The sequence below is a fragment of the Nonomuraea sp. NPDC050663 genome, assembly GCF_044456985.1.
Classification (GTDB): domain Bacteria; phylum Actinomycetota; class Actinomycetes; order Streptosporangiales; family Streptosporangiaceae; genus Nonomuraea.
On sequence record NZ_JBITGL010000003.1, the window covers coordinates 174,995 to 194,170 of the forward strand.

Sequence of the window (19,176 nt, forward strand, 5' to 3'; positions counted from 1 at the left end):
CGAATGTGGGGCATCACCCCCACGTTCTGGAGTCCGCCCATGAGAAAGACAGCAGCCGTCGCCGCCTTCGCGCTGCTCACCGCCGGATGCGGTAGCTCCCCGTCGGCGGAGCAGCCGGCCACGGGCACCGGCACCTTCACCGTGGCGCTGGCCGCCGACCCCGGAGTGCTCGACCCGGCCATGGGCGTGCTCTCGGCGACCAACACCGCCCTGTCGGTGGCCTACGAGAGCCTTGTCACCGTCGACAAGGACGGCAAGACCGCGCCCGGACTGGCCGAGAAGTGGGAGATCAAGCCCGACTCGGTCACCTTCACCCTGCGCAAGGACATCACCTGCTCCGACGGGTCGAAGCTGACGCCCGCCGACGTGGCCGACAACGTCAACCACATCGTCAACCCTGACACCAAGTCGCCGATCTACGGTGTCCTGATCCCCGCCGGGATGAAGGCCACCTCCGACGCCACCTCCGTGACGCTCTCCACGCCGGAGCCGTTCGGCTTCATCCTGCAGAGCGCCCAGAACCTGCTGGTGGTGTGCGGCAAGGGCGTCAAGGACCGGTCCCTGCTGGCCAAGTCGACCTACGGCACCGGGCCGTTCGCGCTCAGCGAGGCGGTGCCGGGCGACCACTACACCTTCGGCCTGCGCAAGGACTACTCGGGCCCGACCGAGGGGCTGCCGGGCAAGGTCGTCGTCAAGATCGTCCCGAACGAGCAGACCGCCGCGAATCTGCTGATGTCGGGCGCGATCAACAACGCCACCTTCTTCGGCCCCGACCGGGCCCGCGTCGAGGCGATCCCCGGCGTCACCAAGGAGGTCATCGCCCCCACCAACGCCCAGTACTTCTACCACCAGGGCGAAGGCAGGCCGGGAGCCGACCCCGAGGTGCGCAAGGCCCTGACGCAGGCGCTCAACCTCACCGAGCTGGCCGGCATCGTCTCCAGCAACACCGGCAAGCCCGCCACCGGGCTGGTCTCCGAGCCGCGCCCGTGCCCCGGCGACACCGTCACCGGCCACGTGACGCCCACCGACCCGGCCGCCGCCGCCTCCGGGCTCGACGCCGCGGGCTGGAAGGCCGGCGCCGACGGGATCCGCGCCAAGGACGGCAAGAAGCTGAGCCTGCGGGTGCTGTACGCGACCACGCGCGGCCCCGGCTTCCAGGCGGCCGCGGAGTACATGGCCGCCACGTGGAAGAAGGTCGGGGCCGAGGTCACGCTCAACGGCGTCATCGACACCAAGCTGGCCGAGTCGCTCAACGTCACCCAGGACTGGGACGTGGCCTGGCTGCCGATCGGCGTGACGCTGCCCACGCAGCTCGTCGGGTTCCTGTCGGGCCCGGCCGCGCCCAAGGGCGCCAACTTCGCGCACCTGAACAACGAGCGCTACACCGAGCTGGCCGCCCAGGCCGCCGCGACGCCCGGTGACGCCGGCTGCAAGCTGTGGTCCGAGGCGGAGTCGGCGCTGTTCGACAACAACGACCTGGTGCCCGTCACCGGCCTCACGATCCTCATCGCCAGCAAGGGCGGCACCGTCCGCCAGGTCGCCGGCTTCTACCAGCCGACCACCTTCCGTCTCACGCAGGGAGGGTGAGTGGCCGAGCTGAAGAACCCGGCCGGCGCGTCGCTCGACGCGCCGGCCGCGGCCCGGCCCCCGGCCCGCTCCGCCGTGGCCCGCAGGCTCGTACGGCACGCCGTGCGCCTCGTGGTGTCGCTGGCCGTGCTGATGGTCGCCTCCTTCGCCATGATCCACCTGATCCCCGGCGACCCCGTCCGCGCCTCGCTCGGCCCCGCCGCCCCGGTGGAGCTGGTCGAGGCCCGGCGGGTGGCGCTCGGCCTGGACCGCCCGTGGCCGGAGCAGTTGCTCGCCTACACCGGTGACGTGCTGACCGGCGACTTCGGCACCTCCTTCATCACCGGCGAGCCGGTCGGCCAGGTCATCGCCACCCGCCTGCCCAATACCCTCGCCCTGGCGCTGATCGCCACCCTGCTGGCGCTGGCCGTGGCGATCCCGCTGGGCATGTGGGCGGCGGTGCGCACCGAGAACGGCCGCAACCGCGGCACCGAGGCGGGCTTCGGCGCGACCACGGGGGCCGCGGTCGCCGTGCCGGAGTTCCTCTACTCGATCGCCCTGGTGGCCGTCTTCGCGATCTGGCTGAAGTGGCTGCCGCCCGCGAGCAAGGCGGGACCCGAGTCGTACATCCTGCCGATCCTGTCGCTGGCCATCGGCCCCACCGCGATGATCGCCAGGATCGCCCGCGCGCAGACGCTGCGCGAGCTGGGCCAGGACTACGTGCGGCTGGCCCGCGCCAACCGCCTGCCGGTCCTGCGGCTGCACCTGCGGCACGTGCTGCCCAACACGCTGACGGCCACCCTCACCCTCGGCGGCCTCCTGCTGACCTCCCTGATCGCCGGCAGCGTGCTCGTGGAGTACGTCTTCGCCTGGCCGGGCCTGGGCATGCGCATCGTGGAGTCGATCACGATGAAGGACTATCCCGTCGCCCAGGGCGCGATCCTCGTCTACGGCGCCCTCGTGCTGGTCGTCAACTTCCTGGTGGACGTGCTGATCGGCGTGCTGGACCCGACCTCTGCCCTCAAGGAGAACTGATGCGCGCCGGTCTGGCGATCGTCGCCGCCCTGATCGTGCTGGCGATCATCGGCCCGCCCCTGTGGGGCGAACAGGCCGAAGCGATCAACTCGGCCGCCATCCTGCAGGGCGCCTCGGCCGCGCATCCGCTGGGCACCGACAACCTGGGCCGCGACCTGCTGGCCAGGGTGCTGGTGGCCGGGCGGTTCACGCTCGCGCTGGCGCTGCTGGCCACGCTGATCGGAGCCGTCGCGGGCATCGTGCTCGGCGCGCTGCCCGCCGTCCTGCCCAAGCGGGCGGCGCGGTTCGTGACCGGCCTGGTCAACGCGCTGGTCGCCTTCCCCGGCCTGCTGCTGGCGATGTTCGTCGCGGTGATCGCCGGGCTCGGCGCCAAGGGCGCGGTGCTGGGCATCGGCGCGGCGATCGCGCCCGGCTTCGCCCGCCTCACCCAGACGCTGGCCGCCTCGGTCGCCGGGGCCGACTACGTCAGCGCCGCCCGCATGCTCGGCGTGCCGCGCGGGCGCATCCTGGTCCGCCACGTGCTGCCCAACATCGCCGAGCCGCTCATCCTCAACCTCACCCAGGCCATGGGCGGCTCCCTGCTGGGCCTGGCCGGCATGTCGTTCCTGGGGCTGGGGGTGCAGCCTCCGGCGTTCGACTGGGGGCGCCTGCTCTTCGACGGCTTCACCCGCATCTACGTCACGCCAGAGGTCGCGCTCGGCCCGGCCGTGGCCGTCGCCCTGGCGGGCATCGGCTTCAACCTGGTCGGCGACGGACTGGTCGAGAAGTCGCGCAGGGCGCGGCCGGCCAGTGACAAGGCCGTGGCGCCCCAGCCCGAGCCCGTCGAGGCCGACCCGGAAGCGGTCCTGGACGTGCGCGAGCTGACCGTCGCCTTCCCCGGCGGCGTCACCCCGGTGCGCGAGTTGTCGCTGACGATCCGCCCCGGCGAGATCGTCGGGCTGGTGGGGGAGTCGGGCAGCGGCAAGAGCCTGACCGCCGCCGCCGTCGGCGGGCTGGTGCCGTACCCGGGGGTGGTCGGCGCGAGCCTGCTGCACCGCGGCGGCGAGGTCGCGATGGTCTTCCAGGAACCCGCGCTCAACCCCGCGCTGAAGGTCGGCGGCCAGCTCGCCGAGGTGGCGATCGTGCGCGATGGCCTGTCGAAGACCGAGGCCCGCGAGCGGGCGATCGACCGGCTGGGCCGCGTGCACCTGCCCGACCCCGCCCGCAGCGCCAAGTCGCACCCGCACGAGCTGTCGGGCGGCATGCGCCAGCGCGCGGTCATCGCCATGGGCCTCATGGGCAGCCCCAAGCTCATCGTCGCCGACGAGCCGACCACCGCGCTCGACGTGACCGTCCAGGGCCAGATCCTCAAGCTGCTGCGTGAGGTGGTCGACCAGACCGGCTCGGCGGTGCTGTTCATCTCGCACGACATCGCCGTGGTGGGCGAGCTGTGCGACCGCGTCGTGGTGATGTACGCCGGGCGGGTGGTCGAGGAGCTGCCCGTCAAGGAGCTGGCGGCCGGAGCCGCCCACCCGTACACCCGCGCGCTGATCGCCTCGCTGCCCGACATGGAGACCGACCGCTCGCGGCCGCTGGCCAGCATCCCCGGCCGCCAGCCCGCGCCCGCCGACGTGGGCGAGGGCTGCGCCTTCGCGCCCCGCTGCGCGCTGGCCACCGAGCGCTGCGCCGCCGAGCGACCCCCGTTGACCCCGTACGGCCCGGCGCACCGGGTCGCCTGCTGGGAGGCCTGATGCGCATCGAGAACCTGACCGTCCGCTACGGCTCCTTCGTGGCCGTCGACGACGTCAGCCTGGAGATCCCCACCGGCTCCATCGTCGGGCTGGTGGGGGAGTCGGGCTCCGGCAAGTCGACGCTGGCGCGCGCGGTCAGCGGGCTGGTGCCGTACACCGGAGGGCTGGCCGGGGCCGAGCGGGTCCAGATGGTCTTCCAGAACCCCTACGCCTCCCTGGACCCGCGCATGACCGTGGGCCAGTCGGTGGCCGAGGCGCTGCTGCGCCTGCCGTCAGGCAGGCGGGCGGCGGAGGTCGAGCGGCTGCTGGACCTCGTGGCGCTGCCCGGCTCGGTGGCCGGGCGTTACCCGCGCGAGCTGTCGGGGGGCCAGCGCCAGCGGGTGGCCATCGCCCGCGCCCTGGGCGCCGAGCCGAGCCTGCTGGTCGCCGACGAGATCACCAGCGCGCTGGACGTGTCGGTCCAGGGAGCGGTGCTCAACCTGGTCCGGTCGCTGCGCGAGGAGTTGGGCCTGTCGATCCTGTTCATCTCGCACAACCTCGCGGTCGTGCGCTACGTGTGCGACTCCATCGCGGTGATGCACCGCGGCCGCGTGGTGGAGGCGGGCCCGACGGATCAGGTGACCCTCGAGCCCGCCCACGACTACACGCGCTCGCTGCTGTCGGCCGTGCCCCGGCTGACCACGTAGAACTGCTTGGCGTGGAAGCCGGTCACCCGGCCGCCTTCCGCGATCAGGCCGCCGAGCACCTCACGCACGGCCAGGCGCCAGGCCTTGGCCGTGCCGGGCTCGCTCCTTCGCAGGCTCTCGATGTCCTCGGGCACCGCCACCAGCACGGTCGGGGCGTCGGAGCCGAGCGTGACGGGCCTGCCGCCGTCGTCGGCCAGGACGACCGCGGCGTTCTCCAGTGACATCTCCGGCCTGCATCCGCGCAGCTCCCAGACGGCCAGCAGGCGGTCGGAGTCGTCGCCCTGGTTGATCGAGTCGGCCATCTCCCCGTAGAAGCTGGGCAGGTACTCGTGGGGCAGGGCGCCCAGCTTGGCGAGATTGAAGTGCGCGTTGCGCCGCACCAGCGGGTCGTAGGTCCACGTGATGCGCGCCAGGCCGCGCTCCAGCGCCCACTCGCGCTGGTGCAGCTTGAGCTCGTGGCCGATGCCACGGCCCAGGCGGGCGCCGGTGATGTGTGAATGCAGCGCGTTCCCGGTCGCCAGGAAGCCCACCGAGCCGCCCACCAGGCGGCCGGCGTCGAAGGCGCCGGACACGTAGCCGCCCGCGTGGGACAGGGCCCGCATGAGCTCCGGGGTCACCGGCATGCTGTCGGCGTCGAAGTGCCAGATCGCCTTGAAAAGCTCGGTGACCTCGGCGAACTCCTGAATACTGCGCAACTCTCGCACGTTCACAGCGCGACGCTATGACAGTGCGGCGGGGCCCGGATTCGTGCGGCTTCACCAAATGCCGGGCCCCTCTTTGTGGTGCCGCTAGAGGGTGATCCACTCGCTGGAGGTCGTGACCTCGTCGAGGATGGCGGCGATCGGCTCGACGCCGAGGCCGGGGCCGGTCGGCACGGTCAGGTGGCCGTCCTGGAGCTCGAACGGCTCGGTGATGTCGGTGGCGTAGTAGCGCCGCGAGCCCGAGGTGTCGCCGGGCAGCGTGAAGCCGGGAAGCGCCGCCAGCGCGACGTTGGCGGCGCGGCCCAGGCCCGTCTCCAGCATGCCGCCGCACCACACCGCGATGCCGTGCGCGCGGCACAGGTCGTGGATGCGGCGGGCCTCCAGGTAGCCGCCGACCCGGCCGGGCTTGATGTTGACGATCGAGCAGGCGCCCAGCGAGATCGCGGCGGCGGCGTGCTCGGCCGACTCGATCGACTCGTCGAGGCAGATCGGAGTCTTGAGCTGGGTGGCGAGCTGGGCGTGCTGGGCCATGTCGTCGTTGGCCAGGGGCTGCTCGATCAGCAGCAGCCCGAAGTCGTCGAGCTTGGCCAGGTGGCGCGCGTCGGCCAGCGTGTAGGCGGCGTTGGCGTCGACCTGCAGCAGGATGTCGTCGCCGAACCGCTCGCGCACCGCGCGGACCGCCTCGACGTCCCAGCCTGGCTCGATCTTCAGCTTGATCCGCACGTAGCCCTCGGCCAGGTAGCCCTCGACGGCGTCGAGCAGCTGCGGGATGGCGTCCATGATGCCGACCGAGACGCCGCACGGCACCCGGTCGGCGGACGCGCCCAGGAACTGGCCGAACGACTCGTTGCCGGCGCGCAGCTGCGCGTCGAGGATCGCGGTCTCCAGCGCCGCTTTGGCCATGCGGTGGCCCTTGATCGGCTCCAGGTGCCGGGCGACCGCCTGGGCGTCGACGTCGTCGGGCAGCGAGGGCAGGAGGAAGCGCTTGATCACCGCGGCGGCCCCGTCGACGTACTCGGAGGAGTACAGCGGCTCTGACATGGCCACGCACTCGCCCCAGCCCTCCGCGTCGGGGGTGACCACCCTGACCAGCAGGACGTCGCGGGACGTCTCGGTGCCGAAGGAGGTACGGAACGGCGCCACGAGCGGCATCGCGATGCGGCGCAGCTCAACTCCAGTGATCTTCACGCTTTCTCACTTCCCGGGTTGGAGAACCTCATTCCCCGATGACCATAAGGCGACGGTATGTCAGCAGAAATCGTCGAGCACGCCGAATCGCCGACGCTGTCTTGTTTCCGGCTCCAGTTGGAAGTTAGGAAAGGTTCCTAAAAAATGGGCCTCCCTTTCCTGCCGGACCTCGTGACAACCTGTGGGCACCTGGAGCAAGGCACCCCCTCCCACCGAGGAGCATCATGTCCTTACGAAGGTCACTGACCTGCGCTCTGGCCCTGGTCGCCGGCCTGATGGTCCCCGCCCCGGCCCACGCCGCCCCCACCCGGTACGAGGCCGAGAACGCCACGATCGTGCAGGGCGCGGTCGAGTCCAACCACGCGGGATTCACCGGCACCGGCTTCGTCAACGGCGAGAACGTGGCCGGGCCGTACGTGCAGTGGACGGTCAACGCGCCCGCGGCGGGCACCGGCACCCTCACCTTCCGCTACGCCAACGGCACCACCTCGCCCCGCGTCGCCGACCTCGCCGTCAACGGCGCCGTCGTCGCCGACGACCGGAGCTTCGCCCCGACGGGCGCCTGGTCGACCTGGGCCACGGCGACGATCACCGCGCCGCTGAACGCCGGCGCCAACACCGTGCGCGCCACCGCCTCCGCCGCCGGCGGCAGCCCCAACTGGGACCACCTCGACGTCGAGGTCGCCGCGCCGGTCACCTCCTACCAGGCCGAGAGCGCCACGATCTCGCAGGGCGTGGTGGAGTCCAACCACGCCGGATACACGGGCTCGGGCTTCGTCAACTACGACAACGTCGCGGGCGGCTATGTCGAGTTCGCCGTCAGCGCCGCCACCGCGGGCCCGCAGACGCTGACCTTCCGCTTCGCCAACGGCACCACCACCGACCGGCCGATGGCGATCACCGTCAACGGAGGCGCCGCGGTCACCCGCGGCTTCCCCGGCACCGGAGCCTGGTCGACCTGGCAGGAGGTCGCCGTGCAGGCCTCGCTGCAGGCGGGCGCCAACACCGTGCGCGCCGCCGCCACGACCGCCGGCGGCGGGCCCAACCTCGACCGGCTCTCCGTGACCGGACCCGGCGACACCCAGGCGCCCACCCCGCCGGGACAGCCCGCCTGCGACCAGTTCACCTCCAGCGGCATGCGCCTGACCTGGCCCGCCTCGACCGACGACATCGGCGTGGTCGCCTACGACATCTTCCACCTCGGCACCCAGATCGGCACCGCGGCCGCCTCGCCGCACACGCTCACCGGCCTGCAGGCGAATTTCACCTACACGATCTCGGTCTTCGCCCGCGACGCTTCCGGCAACGTCTCGGCCAGCAGCCCCGAGGCGACCTGCCAGACCCAGCCCGCCCCGCCCGACAACCCGCCCACCGCTCCCGGCCAGCCCGCCGTCAGCGGCGTGCAGCCCACCCAGGCCACCGTCACCTGGGGCGCCTCGACCGACGACAACGGTGTCAGCGCCTACCGGGTCGTCGACCAGTCGGGCTTCCAGCTCAAGCAGGTCGCGGGCGACGTCACGAGCACCGGCGTCGCGCTGCAGTGCAACACGGCCTACCAGCTGCGCGTGATCGCCGTCGACACCGCGGGCCAGACCTCCGCGCCGAGCGCGGCGTCGGCCTCCTTCACCACCGGCGGCTGCGGCACCGTGCCGCAGACGCCGGCGACCGTCGCGGGCGGCTGGGACGTGCCGTGGGACGTCTCCTGGGCGCCCGACGGCTCCTTCGCCCTGGTCACCGAACGCGACACCTTCCGCGTCTTCAAGCTCACCCCGTCGGGGACCAAGACCCAGGTCGGCACCGTGCCCAGCACGGTGACCACCGACGGCGAGGGCGGCCTGATGGGCGTGGCGCTCTCCCCGGCCTGGAACGGCGGCTCCGACCAGGAGGTGTACTTCATGCACACCGCCTCCGAGGGCAACCGCGTGGCCAGGATGAGCTTCAACGGCACCACGCTGTCCGGCTACGCCTCGGTGCTGCAAGGCATCGCCAAGAACCGCTACCACAACGGCGGGCGCATCAAGTTCGGCCCCGACGGCTTCCTCTACGTGACCACCGGCGACGCCCAGCAGACCAGCCACGCGCAGAACCTCTCCTCGCTCAACGGCAAGATCCTGCGCATCACCAAGACCGGCGCGGCCGCCCCCGGCAACCCCTTCGGCACCCGCGTCTACAGCTACGGCCACCGCAACCCGCAGGGCATCGCCTGGGACTCGGCCGGACGGCTGTGGTCGTCGGAGTTCGGCAACGCCACCGCCGACGAGCTCAACCTGATCCTGCCAGGGCGCAACTACGGCTGGCCGACCTGCGAAGGCACCTGCAGCGTCTCGGGCATGACCAACCCCAAGCGCACCTGGACCACCGCCGAGGCCTCGCCCTCGGGCATCGCCATCGTCAACAACACCGTGTTCATGGCGGCGCTGCGCGGCCAGCGGCTGTGGCGCATCGTGCTCAACGGCGAGAACGTCTCGACGGTCAACTCCTACTTCAACGGCACCTACGGCAGGCTGCGCCTGGTGGAGAAGGTGCCGGGCGCCAACGCCCTGTGGTTCGGCTCCAGCAACTCCGACAACAACGGCAACGGCAGCGCCGACGTGATCAGGCGCTCGGCCATCCAGTGAGCGAGACCCCTCTCACAGGTTTCTCACGTTCGTCCAGGACACTCGGGGCGTGCATGACACCGTGACGGGGGAGAGCGTCGCGCCCGCGCGGCCGTCGAAGCGGCGGCGCGGGCGCTGGTTCTCGTGGACGATCGTGACACTCCTGGCGTTGTGGGCGCCGGTGCGCCTGCTGGGGTGGGAGACGGGCAGCTTCCTCACGCAGCTGATGACCATGACGCCGTACGCGGCCGCCTTCGCCCTGGTCATGGGCCTGTTCCTGCTGCTCAGGAGGGCCTGGCTCCCGGCGGTGGCGGCCCTGGCCGTGTGCGCGGCACTCGCCGCCGCCGTGGTCCCGCGAGCCGTCAGCGGGAGTGCGGGCGGGGGCAGGGCCGGCGGGGTCGAGCTGCGGGTGCTGGCGCTCAACATGTTCGGTCGCGCCGACGCCCGGGCCGTCGTCGACCTGGTGCGCCGCCACCGGCCCCACGTGCTCAGTGCCCTGGAGCTGACCCCGACCCAGGTCGAGCGGCTCGACGAGGCCGGGCTGAAGGAGCTCATGCCGCACCGGGTGCTCGAACCCGAATACAGCGCCTCCGGCAGCGGCCTGTACTCCACGCTGCCGCTGACCAGGCTCGACGGGCTGTTCACCCCGATCGGCCACCACATGCCCGCCGCCTCGCTGACGCTGCCGGGCGCGGGAACGGTCCAGGTCGTGGCCGTTCACCCCAATCCGCCGCTGGGACGCATGACCGCCGAATGGAACGCCTCGCTCGCCGCCCTGCCGCCGCCGGCAGCCGAGGAGATCCGGGTGCTGGCCGGAGACTTCAACGCCAGCCTCGACCACCGCGCCTTCCGCGACCTGCTCGCCCGCGGCTACGTCGACGCCGCCGACCAGGCGGGCAAGGGACTCGTGCCGACCTGGCCCAACAGCAGGCGCCTGCCGGTGCCGCCGTTCATCACCATCGACCACGTCGTGGCCGACGCGCGGGTCTCGGTGGCGGGCGTGGAGGTCCACGACGTGCCGGGCACCGACCACCGGGCCGTCTTCGCCGATCTGCGGCTGCCGCGCGGCTGATCGCCAGGGCAGGATGTCGGGAGATATCCCCCTGAGGAGAGGCACCCCCATGCAGGAGACCCAGGCTCCCTGGCCGCCCCGCGACAACCTCACGATCACCCGGGTGCGCGCGATCGTGACGGCGCCAGAGGGCATCCCCCTGGTCGTGGTGCGCGTCGACACCTCCGACGACGGCCTGTACGGCCTGGGCTGCGCCACCTTCACCCAGCGTTTCCACGCGGTGGCGGCCACCGTCGACGAGCACATCGCGCCCATGCTGGTCGGACGCCACCCCGCCGACATCGAGGACATCACCCGGCTGATCCACCTGTCGTCCTACTGGCGCACGGGACCGGTGCTGAACAACGCCCTGTCGGGCATCGACATGGCCCTGTGGGACATCGCGGGCAAGCGGGCGGGCATGCCCGTCTACGAGCTGCTCGGCGGGCGGGTGCGCACCGGCGCACCGCTGTACCTGCACGCCGAGGGGGCCACGGTCGAGGCCACGCTGGAGCACGCCGCGCACCTCATGGAGCAGGGTTACACGCACGTGCGGCTGCAGACCGGCCAGCCCGGACTGGGCACCTACGGCGCGCCCGGGAGCGCCGGCGCCTACCCCCACGCGCCGCACCCGGACGGGTGGGACAGGCGGCAGTACCTGCGCACCACGCCCGCTCTGTTCGAGCGGGCCAGGCAGGTCCTGGGGGAGGAGGTCGAGCTGCTGCACGACGTGCACAGCAGGCTGACGCCCAAGGAGGCGGTCGTGCTCGCGCGCTCGCTGGAGCCGTACCGGCTGTTCTTCCTGGAGGACGTGATCGCGCCCGAGAACTACGACCGGCTGCCGGAGGTGCGGGCGGCCTCGCCGGTGCCGCTGGCCGTGGGCGAGCTGCTGGTGTCGGCGCAGGAGGCGGCCAGGATCGTCATGGACAGGGGCGTCGACCTGCTGCGCTGCCACATCTCCGCGATCGGCGGGCTGACCCCGGCGCGCAAGCTGGTGGCGTTGTGCGAGCTGACCGGCACGCGGACGGCCTGGCACTCGCCCGGCGACGTCTCGCCGATCGGGGTCGCCGCCAACCTGGCACTCGACGTGAGCACCAGCGCGTTCGGCATCCAGGAGGCGCACGTCTACCCCGACGAGGTGGGCGAGGTCTTCCCCGGCGCGCTCAACCCGGTGCGCGGCTACCTGTACCCGTCCGACCGGCCGGGCTGGGGCGTCGAGCTGGACGAGAAGCTGGCCGCGCAGTACCCGCCGGAGACCCACCTTCACGAGCGGTGGGCGGCCCGCGTGCGCCGCCCCGACGGCGGGCTCGAGGCTCCGTAGGGAAGAGCGGCGGCCGCCGCGCTGTTGCCGCCAGTGTGACCGTGGAGATCGAAGCCGTCGTGATCGGCGCCGGGCAGGCGGGCCTGTCCAGCGCCTTCCACCTGCGCCGCCTCGGCGTGCCCGCCGTCGTCCTCGACGCGGCCGACGGGCCCGGCGGCGCGTGGCGGCACCGTTCTCCCTCGCTCACCATGGACAAGATCCACGGCATCTTCGACCTGCCCGGCGTCACGTGGGAGGAGTCGGGGCTGCTGGAGCCCGGCGCCGCCGATGCCGTACGGCAGGCAGGTCGGGGGCCGCTGCCCCGCGAGCAGGCCCGCGTGGTCGTGCCGCGCTACTACGCCGACTACGAGCGGCGCACCGGGCTGGAGGTGCTGCGCCCCGTGACGGTCTCGTCCGTCACGCGAACCGGGAGCGGGCTGCTGGTGAGCGCCGACGCCGGGCAGTGGGCGGCGCGCGCCGTGGTCAACGCCACCGGCACGTGGAGCCGCCCGCACTGGCCGTACTATCCGGGCGCGGCCGACTTCCGCGGACGGCAGCTGCACTACGCCGGCTACGACGGGCCGGACGGCTTCGCCGGGCGCAGGGTCGTGGTGGTCGGCGGGGGAGCGTCGGCGATGCACGTGCTCTCCGAGGTCGCCGGGGTGGCCGACACCGTGCTCTGGGTGACCAGGCGCCCGCCGGTGTGGCGCGAGGAGTTCGGCGAGCAGGCCCGCCGCGACGCGGTCGCCAGGGTCGAGGCCAGGGTGCGCGCCGGGCTGCCGCCGACCAGCGTCGTCGGCGTCACCGGCCTGGGCTCCACCGCGGTCGTCCGCGAGGCCCTGGCCAAGGGGGCGCTCGACCGGCGGCCCATGTTCGCCAGGGTCCTGCCGTACGGCGTGGCCTGGGCCGACGGGAGCATCGCCGAGATCGACACCATCGTGTGGGCGACCGGCTTCCGCTCCGCGCTCGACCACCTCGCCCCGCTCAAGCTGCGCGAGCCGGGCGGCGGCATCAAGGTCGACGGCACCGCCGTGGTCAGGGAGCCGCGGCTGCAGCTCGTCGGCTACGGCCCCTCGGCCAGCACCGTCGGCGCCAACCGCGCCGGGAGGGCGGCCGCGCGGCGGGTGCGCGACCTGCTGAGAGCCGAGGCCCTGCCCGCCGCCTGAGCTCAGTGGTAGGCGTGGACCACCGCGTGGCCCCTGCCCTTGCCGATGATCCACTTGTTGATCGGCCAGGTGACGAGGAAGGCCACCAGGAAGGCGAAGGCGAGCGCTCCCCAGAACAGGGCGCTGGCCAGGCCCGCGTCCATGGCGCCCGGCACGACCAGCATGACGCCGTTGTCGACGATCTCCATGATCGCGATCGAGATGGTGTCGGCGGCCAGGGCGACCTTGAGCGCCTGCTTGAAGCCGAGCCCCGCCTTCATCACGCCGCGCATCGTCAGCGCGTAGCCGAAGACGAACGCCAGAGCCACGGCCAGCACGATGGTGGGCAGGTTCGACCAGCCGAGCGCGGTGCCGATGACCATGCCCAGGACCTCGCCGATGGCGCAGCCGGTCAGGCAGTGGAGGGTCGCCGAGGCGGCCATGCCCCAGGTGGTGACACCATGACCGGCGTGCTGGCCGTGGTGCTCGTGATGGTGGTGCTCATGATGCTGTGACATCGGTCTTTCACTCCTGCTGTCGATTCATGGGACACCGTATACCCCTATAGGGTGTGTTGCGCAACCGGCGAGTGCGGGACGGCGGAGCCGGGGTCGGTGCCGGCGAAGGCGAGCCCGATGACGAAACCGGCGACCTCCTCCAGCTGGCGGGCACGATCCAGCGATCCCAGCACGGCCGGGGCTCCGCCGACGTCACGGACCAGCTCCCCGACGATCTGCAACGCGCCGGGATCGTCACCGCACATCGCCACCGTGACCGGATGTCCGCCGCCGGCGCGAGGCCTGGTCCACTGCTCGGAGGGGAACAGGTGGAAGGCCTTCACGACGTGCGCCCCCGGAGACAGCACGGCGATCCGCTGCGCCATCGCCTCACCGGGTCCGGTGAGCACCACACCCACGCCGTGCTCGACGGCGTTCGTCGGATCGATCAACGCCGTTCCCTCCAGGGAGCCGTCGGCCGCGCCCGCACTGCGCAGCATGTCCTCGGCGCCCTGCCAGGACACCGCGAGCAGCACGGCGTCCCGATCCACGACCGCCTGACGCGGCGTGACGGCGCGCGCCCCACGCCCCAGCCGGTCGGCGAGCTGCCTCGCCCTGGCCGGGGAGCGCCCGGCGACGGCCAGCTCATGTCCTGCGCGCAGCCAGCCCTCGCCCAGCGCCGCCGCCAGCGTTCCCGTGCCCAGAATCCCGATGCGCATCCGCATCCCCTTTCACCTCGCGTCGAGCGGTGATCGTCTGGTGGCTACGGTAGGGAGGGCGTTACGCACCGATCGGTGCGCGACGGGCCGTCGATGATGGTCGGCGAGAGGGGCGATCGGGGCATGGACCGTGACGAGTTCGTGGCGGATTGCCGGGTGCGAGCGGCCACCGATCTGTTCGCCCACACGTGGGACCCCGTGGTCCTGGCGGCCCTCGCCCCCGGCCCGCTGCGCCGGCGCGAGCTGCGTCACGCCATCGGCGGCGTCAGCGACAAGGTGCTGACGCAGGCGTTGCACCGTCTGCTCGCCAGCGGGCTGATCGACCGCCGTGCGCATGCCGAGGCTCCGCCGCGTGTCGAGTACGCCCTGACCGGGCTGGGGCGGAGCTTGGTGGACGGTCCGTTGAAGGCTCTCGGGCACTGGGCGCAGGAGCACGGTGACGAGCTCCTCGACGCTCAGGAGAAGGCCGGCGCGGAGGTGAGCCTCGGCGGGATGCCGTGAATGATCAGATGTTCCCGGCAGTCCGGGCATAAGCTCTCCAACTGACCGCTACTATCGTCCATCGGACAGTCAAGTGCGGGCAAAGGAGAAGTGTGGCGGTTGGGTGCCTTCGAGCGCTCGTCGCGGCCGTGGTCGCCATCTCCCTGCTGGCGGGGCCCGCGCAGGCCGACCCGAAGCCGTCGCTGAAGAAGCTCAAGAGCGAGCTGACGGCGCTGCAGAAGGAGTCCGACCGGCTGATCGAGGACTACTACCAGGCCCGGATCCAGCTGGAGAAGGTCGAGCAGGCCGACAAGGACGCGCAGGGGCAGCTCGACGAGGCGCAGGCGGTGCTCGACCACGAATCCGGCCAGCTCAAGCGCATGGCCGTCGAGCACTACATGAACGGCAACGGTGAGACGGCCGCGCTGACCATGATCTCCGGCGGCGTCGACCCGCAGACGCACCTGCGGCGCCTGACCATCAACCAGCACATCCTCGAGGAGGAGGCCGACCGGCTGGCCGGGTTCAAGGCCGTGCGCGACAAGCACCAGGCCGCCCAGACCGAGGCCTCCGAGCGCGGCAAGGCGCTCAAGGACTCGATGAAGGACCTCGACAAGCGCAAGAAGCGCGCGGAGAAGCTCATCGAGCAGATCCGCGACAAGATCGACCTGGCCCACGACGCCCCCGGCTTCCGCCAGTCCGACGGCACGTGGGTGCCGCAGCTGCCCACCGGATCCGACCACATCACGCCGCGCATGCGCCTGGTCCGCGACCTGATCGTCGGCCGCTTCGGCACCGGCGGGTACGGCGTCGGCTGCTACCGCGCCTTCAACGACGGCGGCGAGCACCCCCTGGGGCGGGCGTGCGACTTCATGCTCAGCACCGGCGGGCAGATGCCGTCGAAGGAGCAGGTCGACCGCGGCCACAAGATCGCCGCCTGGGTGGTCAAGAACGCCAAGCGGCTGGGCATCATGTACGTGATCTACCGCCAGCGCATCTGGCACGTGCGCAGCGGCCAGTGGCGCGTGATGTCCAACCGCGGCGGCACCACGGCCAACCACTACGACCACCCGCACGTGTCGGTGTACTGATCGACCTGGCCTCCAGGTGGGGTGGCGGTTCTGCAAGCCCGCTGCAAGGAGGAACCGCATAATCCAGGCATGCCGTCGTATACACCGCGCAGGCCGGAAGACCCCGAACGCCTCGGAGGCTACGAACTCCGCGGCCGGTTAGGCGAGGGCGGCCAGGGTGTCGTCTACGTCGGCGCCGACGAGCGAGGCGAGCTCGTGGCGATCAAATGGCTGCGGCCCCACCTGTCGGGCGACACCGTCGCCGCCGAGCGGTTCGTCCGCGAGGCGTCGGTGGCCCAGCGCGTCGCGCCCTTCTGCACCGCACGCTGCATCGCCACCGGCATGCAGGACGGACGGCCCTACATCGTCAGCGAATACATCGACGGGCCCACGCTCCACCAGGTCGTCACCCAGCAGGGGCCGCGCAGCGGACCGGCGCTGCACCGCCTGGCGATCGGGACGGTGACCGCGCTGGCCGCCATCCACCAGGCGGGCATCGTGCACCGCGACTTCAGCCCGGCCAACGTGCTGCTGGCCTCCGAGGGGCCCCGGGTGATCGACTTCGGGATCGCCAGGGCGCTGGACATGACGTCCATCACCTCCTCGCCGGTGGGCACGCCCTCGTACATGTCGCCCGAGCAGATCATGGCGCATCCCGCAGGACCCGCCTCGGACATGTTCGCGTGGGCCTCGACGATGGTGTACGCCGCCTGCGGGCGCGGGCCGTTCCCGGGGGATTCGGTTCCGGCGATCATCCACCAGGTGCTCAACAACGAGCCCGATCTGTCGGGGCTCAGCGGGACGTTGCGCGATCTGGTGGGGGCGTGCCTCAGCAAGGACCCGGCGCGGCGGCCGACGGCCGAGCAGGTGATCATGGCGCTGGTGGGGCAGCCGGTGCAGCTGTCGGAGGCGGCGTCGGTGGCCAGCGGCCAGGGGCCACTCCCGGGCGCGCCGATGGTGCCGCAGCAACACTCGTGGCCGCCGTCGAGCGCGGAACAGCCGTCCCCGCACCCCTCGCCGCGATCGTGGCCGCCGTCGGGAAGCGGCCCGCAGCCGCCGCACACCTGGCCGCCCGCGGGAAGCGGGCCCCAGGCGCCGCACTCGTGGCCACCGGCCGCAGCCGGGCAGGCCGCGCCCCAGTCGTGGCCGCCCGCGAGCGGAGGCCCCGCCGTACCCCAGTCGGGGCCGCCCGCGGGTGGCGGCCCCGCCGTACCGCAGTCGTGGCCGCCCGCCGGAAGCGGGCCGCAGGGGCAGCAGGCCTGGTCGCCAGCGGACGGTGGCGCGCAGGCGTGGCCGCCGCCCTCCGGGGGAGCGCAGCAGCAGTGGCAGCAGCCCGGCCACCAGGAGCAGGCGTGGGCCTCGCCCGGCGCCACCGTGGGAGGAAACGCGCCCTGGTCCCCGTCGTCCACCCCCGAGCGCCGCAGCCGCGGGCCGGTGGTGGCGGGCATCGCGGCGAGCCTGGCCGTGGTGGCCACCGTCGTGGCCGTCGTGGTCGCCGTGCAGAGCAACCGCGGCACCCCGACCCCGAGCCCCAGCCCGATGGCCGCCAGCTCCCAGGTGACGCCGTCGCCCTCGCAGACGCCGGAGGTCACCCCCACCCCGTCCCCGTCGCCGCAGCAGATCAGCACCACCGACCTGGTCACCGTGGAGCTGCCCGACACCGGCGTGAAGATCTACGAGCACCCGTCGGACGCCGTGCGCCTGACGACCTACACCGTGCGCGACCCCGTCACCAAGAACGCGATCTACTACCCGCGCGAGTCGCTCACCGGCGGCTTCACGCGGCGCGGCGACGACTGGGAGGCGCTGCTGTCGCCCGACGGCCGCTGGGAGGCCTCGCGCGGCAAGCAGTACACCGAGAACAACCGCGACAGCGTGAAGATCACCGACAAGGCCAGCGGCGAGAGCTTCGTGGTCGAGACGGCCAAGAAGCCGCAGAGCGGCTACATCGAGATCTGGTCGAAAGACAGCGGCAAGCTGCTGGTCAACATCGGCAAGCCGGTCAAGGACGGCTGGCAGTCGACCGGCTTCGCCATCGTCGACATCGAGTCGCGCACCGCCCAGGTCGCCACCCTGCGCGAGAGCTCGCTGCGTGACATCCGCTACGGCTTCGACGGCGAGCAGAACGGCGTCGTCGCCCTGCACCCCGACACCGACACGCAGGCGCTGCGCTTCTTCGACAAGAGCGGCGAGCGGGTGCGCAGGGTGCCGAACGTGGGCTCGTCCGTGGCCGGGTTCCTGTTCTCCCCGTCGGGCAGGCTGTTCCAGACGACCTGCCCGGGGCTGAGCTCCAGCGACCACTGCGTCTACGACGCCACCACCGGCGGCGAGGTCGAGCGGTTCGCCTCCGCCTGCACCGGCGACTCCTGGTGGTACGACGAGCAGCACCTGGTCTGCTGGGCCGGGCTCAGCGGCGGCGGCTCGGAGATCCGGGTGATCGACTTCACCGGCGAGAAGGTTCGCGTGCTCGCCGAGCTGTCGAAGACCGACGACAAGGTGTCGGTCTTCTACACCTTCCGCTAGCCCAGCCGCCCCCGCGCCTTCAGCCGGGCGTTCGGCAGCGCGGGGGCGGGCAGCCGGGCGCCGTCGAACCCGTCGACGGCGCCGAACTCGCCGCCCTCGGCCCACTCCTTGCGGTAGGCGGCGATCTCCTCGTGGGTGCGGCCCACGAAGTTCCACCACATCACCAACTGCTCGGCGAACGGCTCGCCGCCGATGAGCAGCACCCGTCCGCGCCCGGACAGCGACAAGGAGGTACGGCCGGGCGCCAGGTAGCGCAGGCTGTCCATCGGGCCGGTCAGCCACAACACCCCGTGTTCGAAGGCCGGGTCCAAGGGCACCTCCCGCTCCCCGTCGACGGCGATCTCCGCGCACACCAGCGGCGTGTAGGCGGTGGCGGGGGAGCTCAGCCCTCCCAGCGAGCCCATCACGACCCGGACGCCGCCCTCCTCGGGCAGGCCGGCGTGGTGCTCGAAGTGCGGCGCCACGTGACGGTCGGAGCCGGGCAGCGCCACCCACAGCTGCACGCCGTGCAGGAGCGTGCGCGGCGACTCCTCCGAGTGGGAGATGCCGCGACCGGCGGTCATCAGGTTGAGCTGCCCCGGCCGGACCCGCTGCACGCTGCCGACGCTGTCCTGGTGCAGCACGTCGCCCTCGACCAGCCAGGTGACCGTCTGCAGGCCGGTGTGCGGGTGCGGCGGCACGCGCATGGTGGACACCTCGGGGCCGTAGCTGTCGAGGAAGCACCAGGCGCCGATCATCCGGCGGCCGCGGTTGGGCAGCACGCGGTTGACGTTCATCATGGCGCGCGGGCCGCCGAGGGCCACCCGGTGCCCGGTGAGCACCTCGCCTTCGCCGCCTGCCGTACAAACCAGCTCTTCAGGGTGGTCGTCAACATTGCTCACGTATTCG

16 protein-coding genes are annotated in these 19,176 nt (G+C 72.2%); 11 read left to right on the forward strand and 5 right to left on the reverse strand.

Annotated elements, in window-relative coordinates; translation table 11 throughout:
* The first annotated feature begins 39 nt into the window (after positions 1-39).
* The 4 genes from ACIBH1_RS09875 to ACIBH1_RS09890 are packed head-to-tail and all read left to right on the forward strand — an operon-like array spanning position 40 to position 5,017.
* Positions 40-1,587 carry an ABC transporter substrate-binding protein gene (locus tag ACIBH1_RS09875; RefSeq protein ID WP_397313272.1) on the forward strand — a complete coding sequence of 516 codons (1,548 nt, stop codon included), beginning with the start codon at positions 40-42 and terminating at the stop codon, positions 1,585-1,587.
* Positions 1,588-2,601, forward strand: a complete 1,014-nt coding sequence (locus ACIBH1_RS09880; protein WP_397313273.1) for an ABC transporter permease — start codon at positions 1,588-1,590, stop codon at positions 2,599-2,601.
* A complete protein-coding gene (locus ACIBH1_RS09885; protein WP_397313274.1) occupies positions 2,601-4,331 on the forward strand; it encodes a dipeptide/oligopeptide/nickel ABC transporter permease/ATP-binding protein in 1,731 nt (576 codons plus the stop codon). Before ACIBH1_RS09880 ends, ACIBH1_RS09885 begins: the two co-directional genes overlap by 1 nt.
* On the forward strand, positions 4,331-5,017 hold the full coding sequence (locus ACIBH1_RS09890; RefSeq protein ID WP_397313275.1) for an ABC transporter ATP-binding protein: 687 nt from the start codon (positions 4,331-4,333) through the stop codon (positions 5,015-5,017). Before ACIBH1_RS09885 ends, ACIBH1_RS09890 begins: the two co-directional genes overlap by 1 nt.
* Here the strand turns inward: ACIBH1_RS09890 and ACIBH1_RS09895 are convergent.
* A complete protein-coding gene (locus ACIBH1_RS09895) occupies positions 4,972-5,727 on the reverse strand; it encodes a GNAT family N-acetyltransferase (RefSeq protein ID WP_397313276.1) in 756 nt (251 codons plus the stop codon). The genes ACIBH1_RS09890 and ACIBH1_RS09895 overlap by 46 nt on opposite strands.
* Positions 5,728-5,805: 78 nt before the next feature.
* Positions 5,806-6,906 (reverse strand): o-succinylbenzoate synthase, encoded by a 1,101-nt coding sequence (gene menC / locus ACIBH1_RS09900; RefSeq protein WP_397313277.1) that lies wholly within the window; start codon positions 6,904-6,906, stop codon positions 5,806-5,808.
* Positions 6,907-7,130: 224 nt separating this feature from the next.
* Between menC and ACIBH1_RS09905 the strand changes: the two genes are divergently transcribed.
* From ACIBH1_RS09905 to ACIBH1_RS09920, 4 genes are read left to right on the forward strand one after another with little or no spacing between them, the layout of a single operon-like run.
* Complete coding sequence (locus tag ACIBH1_RS09905) at positions 7,131-9,524, forward strand: PQQ-dependent sugar dehydrogenase (protein ID WP_397313278.1); 2,394 nt, start codon at positions 7,131-7,133, stop codon at positions 9,522-9,524.
* A 49-nt stretch (positions 9,525-9,573) separates the two neighbouring features.
* Complete coding sequence (locus tag ACIBH1_RS09910) at positions 9,574-10,575, forward strand: endonuclease/exonuclease/phosphatase family protein (protein WP_397313279.1); 1,002 nt, start codon at positions 9,574-9,576, stop codon at positions 10,573-10,575.
* A gap of 49 nt (positions 10,576-10,624) precedes the next feature.
* A complete protein-coding gene (locus ACIBH1_RS09915) occupies positions 10,625-11,875 on the forward strand; it encodes an enolase C-terminal domain-like protein (protein ID WP_397313280.1) in 1,251 nt (416 codons plus the stop codon).
* 41 nt (positions 11,876-11,916) lie between these two features.
* Complete coding sequence (locus ACIBH1_RS09920; protein WP_397313281.1) at positions 11,917-13,020, forward strand: NAD(P)-binding domain-containing protein; 1,104 nt, start codon at positions 11,917-11,919, stop codon at positions 13,018-13,020.
* 2 nt (positions 13,021-13,022) lie between these two features.
* Here the strand turns inward: ACIBH1_RS09920 and ACIBH1_RS09925 are convergent, their stop codons facing one another.
* Positions 13,023-13,517: a DUF4396 domain-containing protein gene (locus tag ACIBH1_RS09925; protein ID WP_397313282.1), complete on the reverse strand. Its 495-nt coding sequence runs from the start codon at positions 13,515-13,517 to the stop codon at positions 13,023-13,025.
* Positions 13,518-13,561: 44 nt separating this feature from the next.
* Positions 13,562-14,215 carry an NADPH-dependent F420 reductase gene (locus tag ACIBH1_RS09930; RefSeq protein WP_397313283.1) on the reverse strand — a complete coding sequence of 218 codons (654 nt, stop codon included), beginning with the start codon at positions 14,213-14,215 and terminating at the stop codon, positions 13,562-13,564.
* 75 nt (positions 14,216-14,290) lie between these two features.
* Between ACIBH1_RS09930 and ACIBH1_RS09935 the strand changes: the two genes are divergently transcribed.
* The 3 genes from ACIBH1_RS09935 (at position 14,291) to ACIBH1_RS09945 (ending at position 18,288) form a co-directional block, all read left to right on the forward strand.
* Positions 14,291-14,716 (forward strand): winged helix-turn-helix transcriptional regulator, encoded by a 426-nt coding sequence (locus tag ACIBH1_RS09935; protein WP_397313284.1) that lies wholly within the window; start codon positions 14,291-14,293, stop codon positions 14,714-14,716.
* Positions 14,717-14,808: 92 nt separating this feature from the next.
* Entirely contained in the window at positions 14,809-15,786 is a 978-nt protein-coding gene (locus ACIBH1_RS09940; protein ID WP_397313285.1) for a coiled-coil domain-containing protein, read from the forward strand.
* Between the two features lie 69 nt (positions 15,787-15,855).
* On the forward strand, positions 15,856-18,288 hold the full coding sequence (locus ACIBH1_RS09945; protein ID WP_397313286.1) for a protein kinase: 2,433 nt from the start codon (positions 15,856-15,858) through the stop codon (positions 18,286-18,288).
* On the opposite strand, the gene ACIBH1_RS09950 is transcribed toward ACIBH1_RS09945, so the two are convergent.
* Positions 18,285-19,169, reverse strand: coding sequence for a pirin family protein (locus ACIBH1_RS09950; protein WP_397313287.1), 885 nt, complete (start codon positions 19,167-19,169; stop codon positions 18,285-18,287). The two genes, ACIBH1_RS09945 and ACIBH1_RS09950, sit on opposite strands and share 4 nt — an antisense overlap.
* Positions 19,170-19,176: the final 7 nt, after the last annotated feature.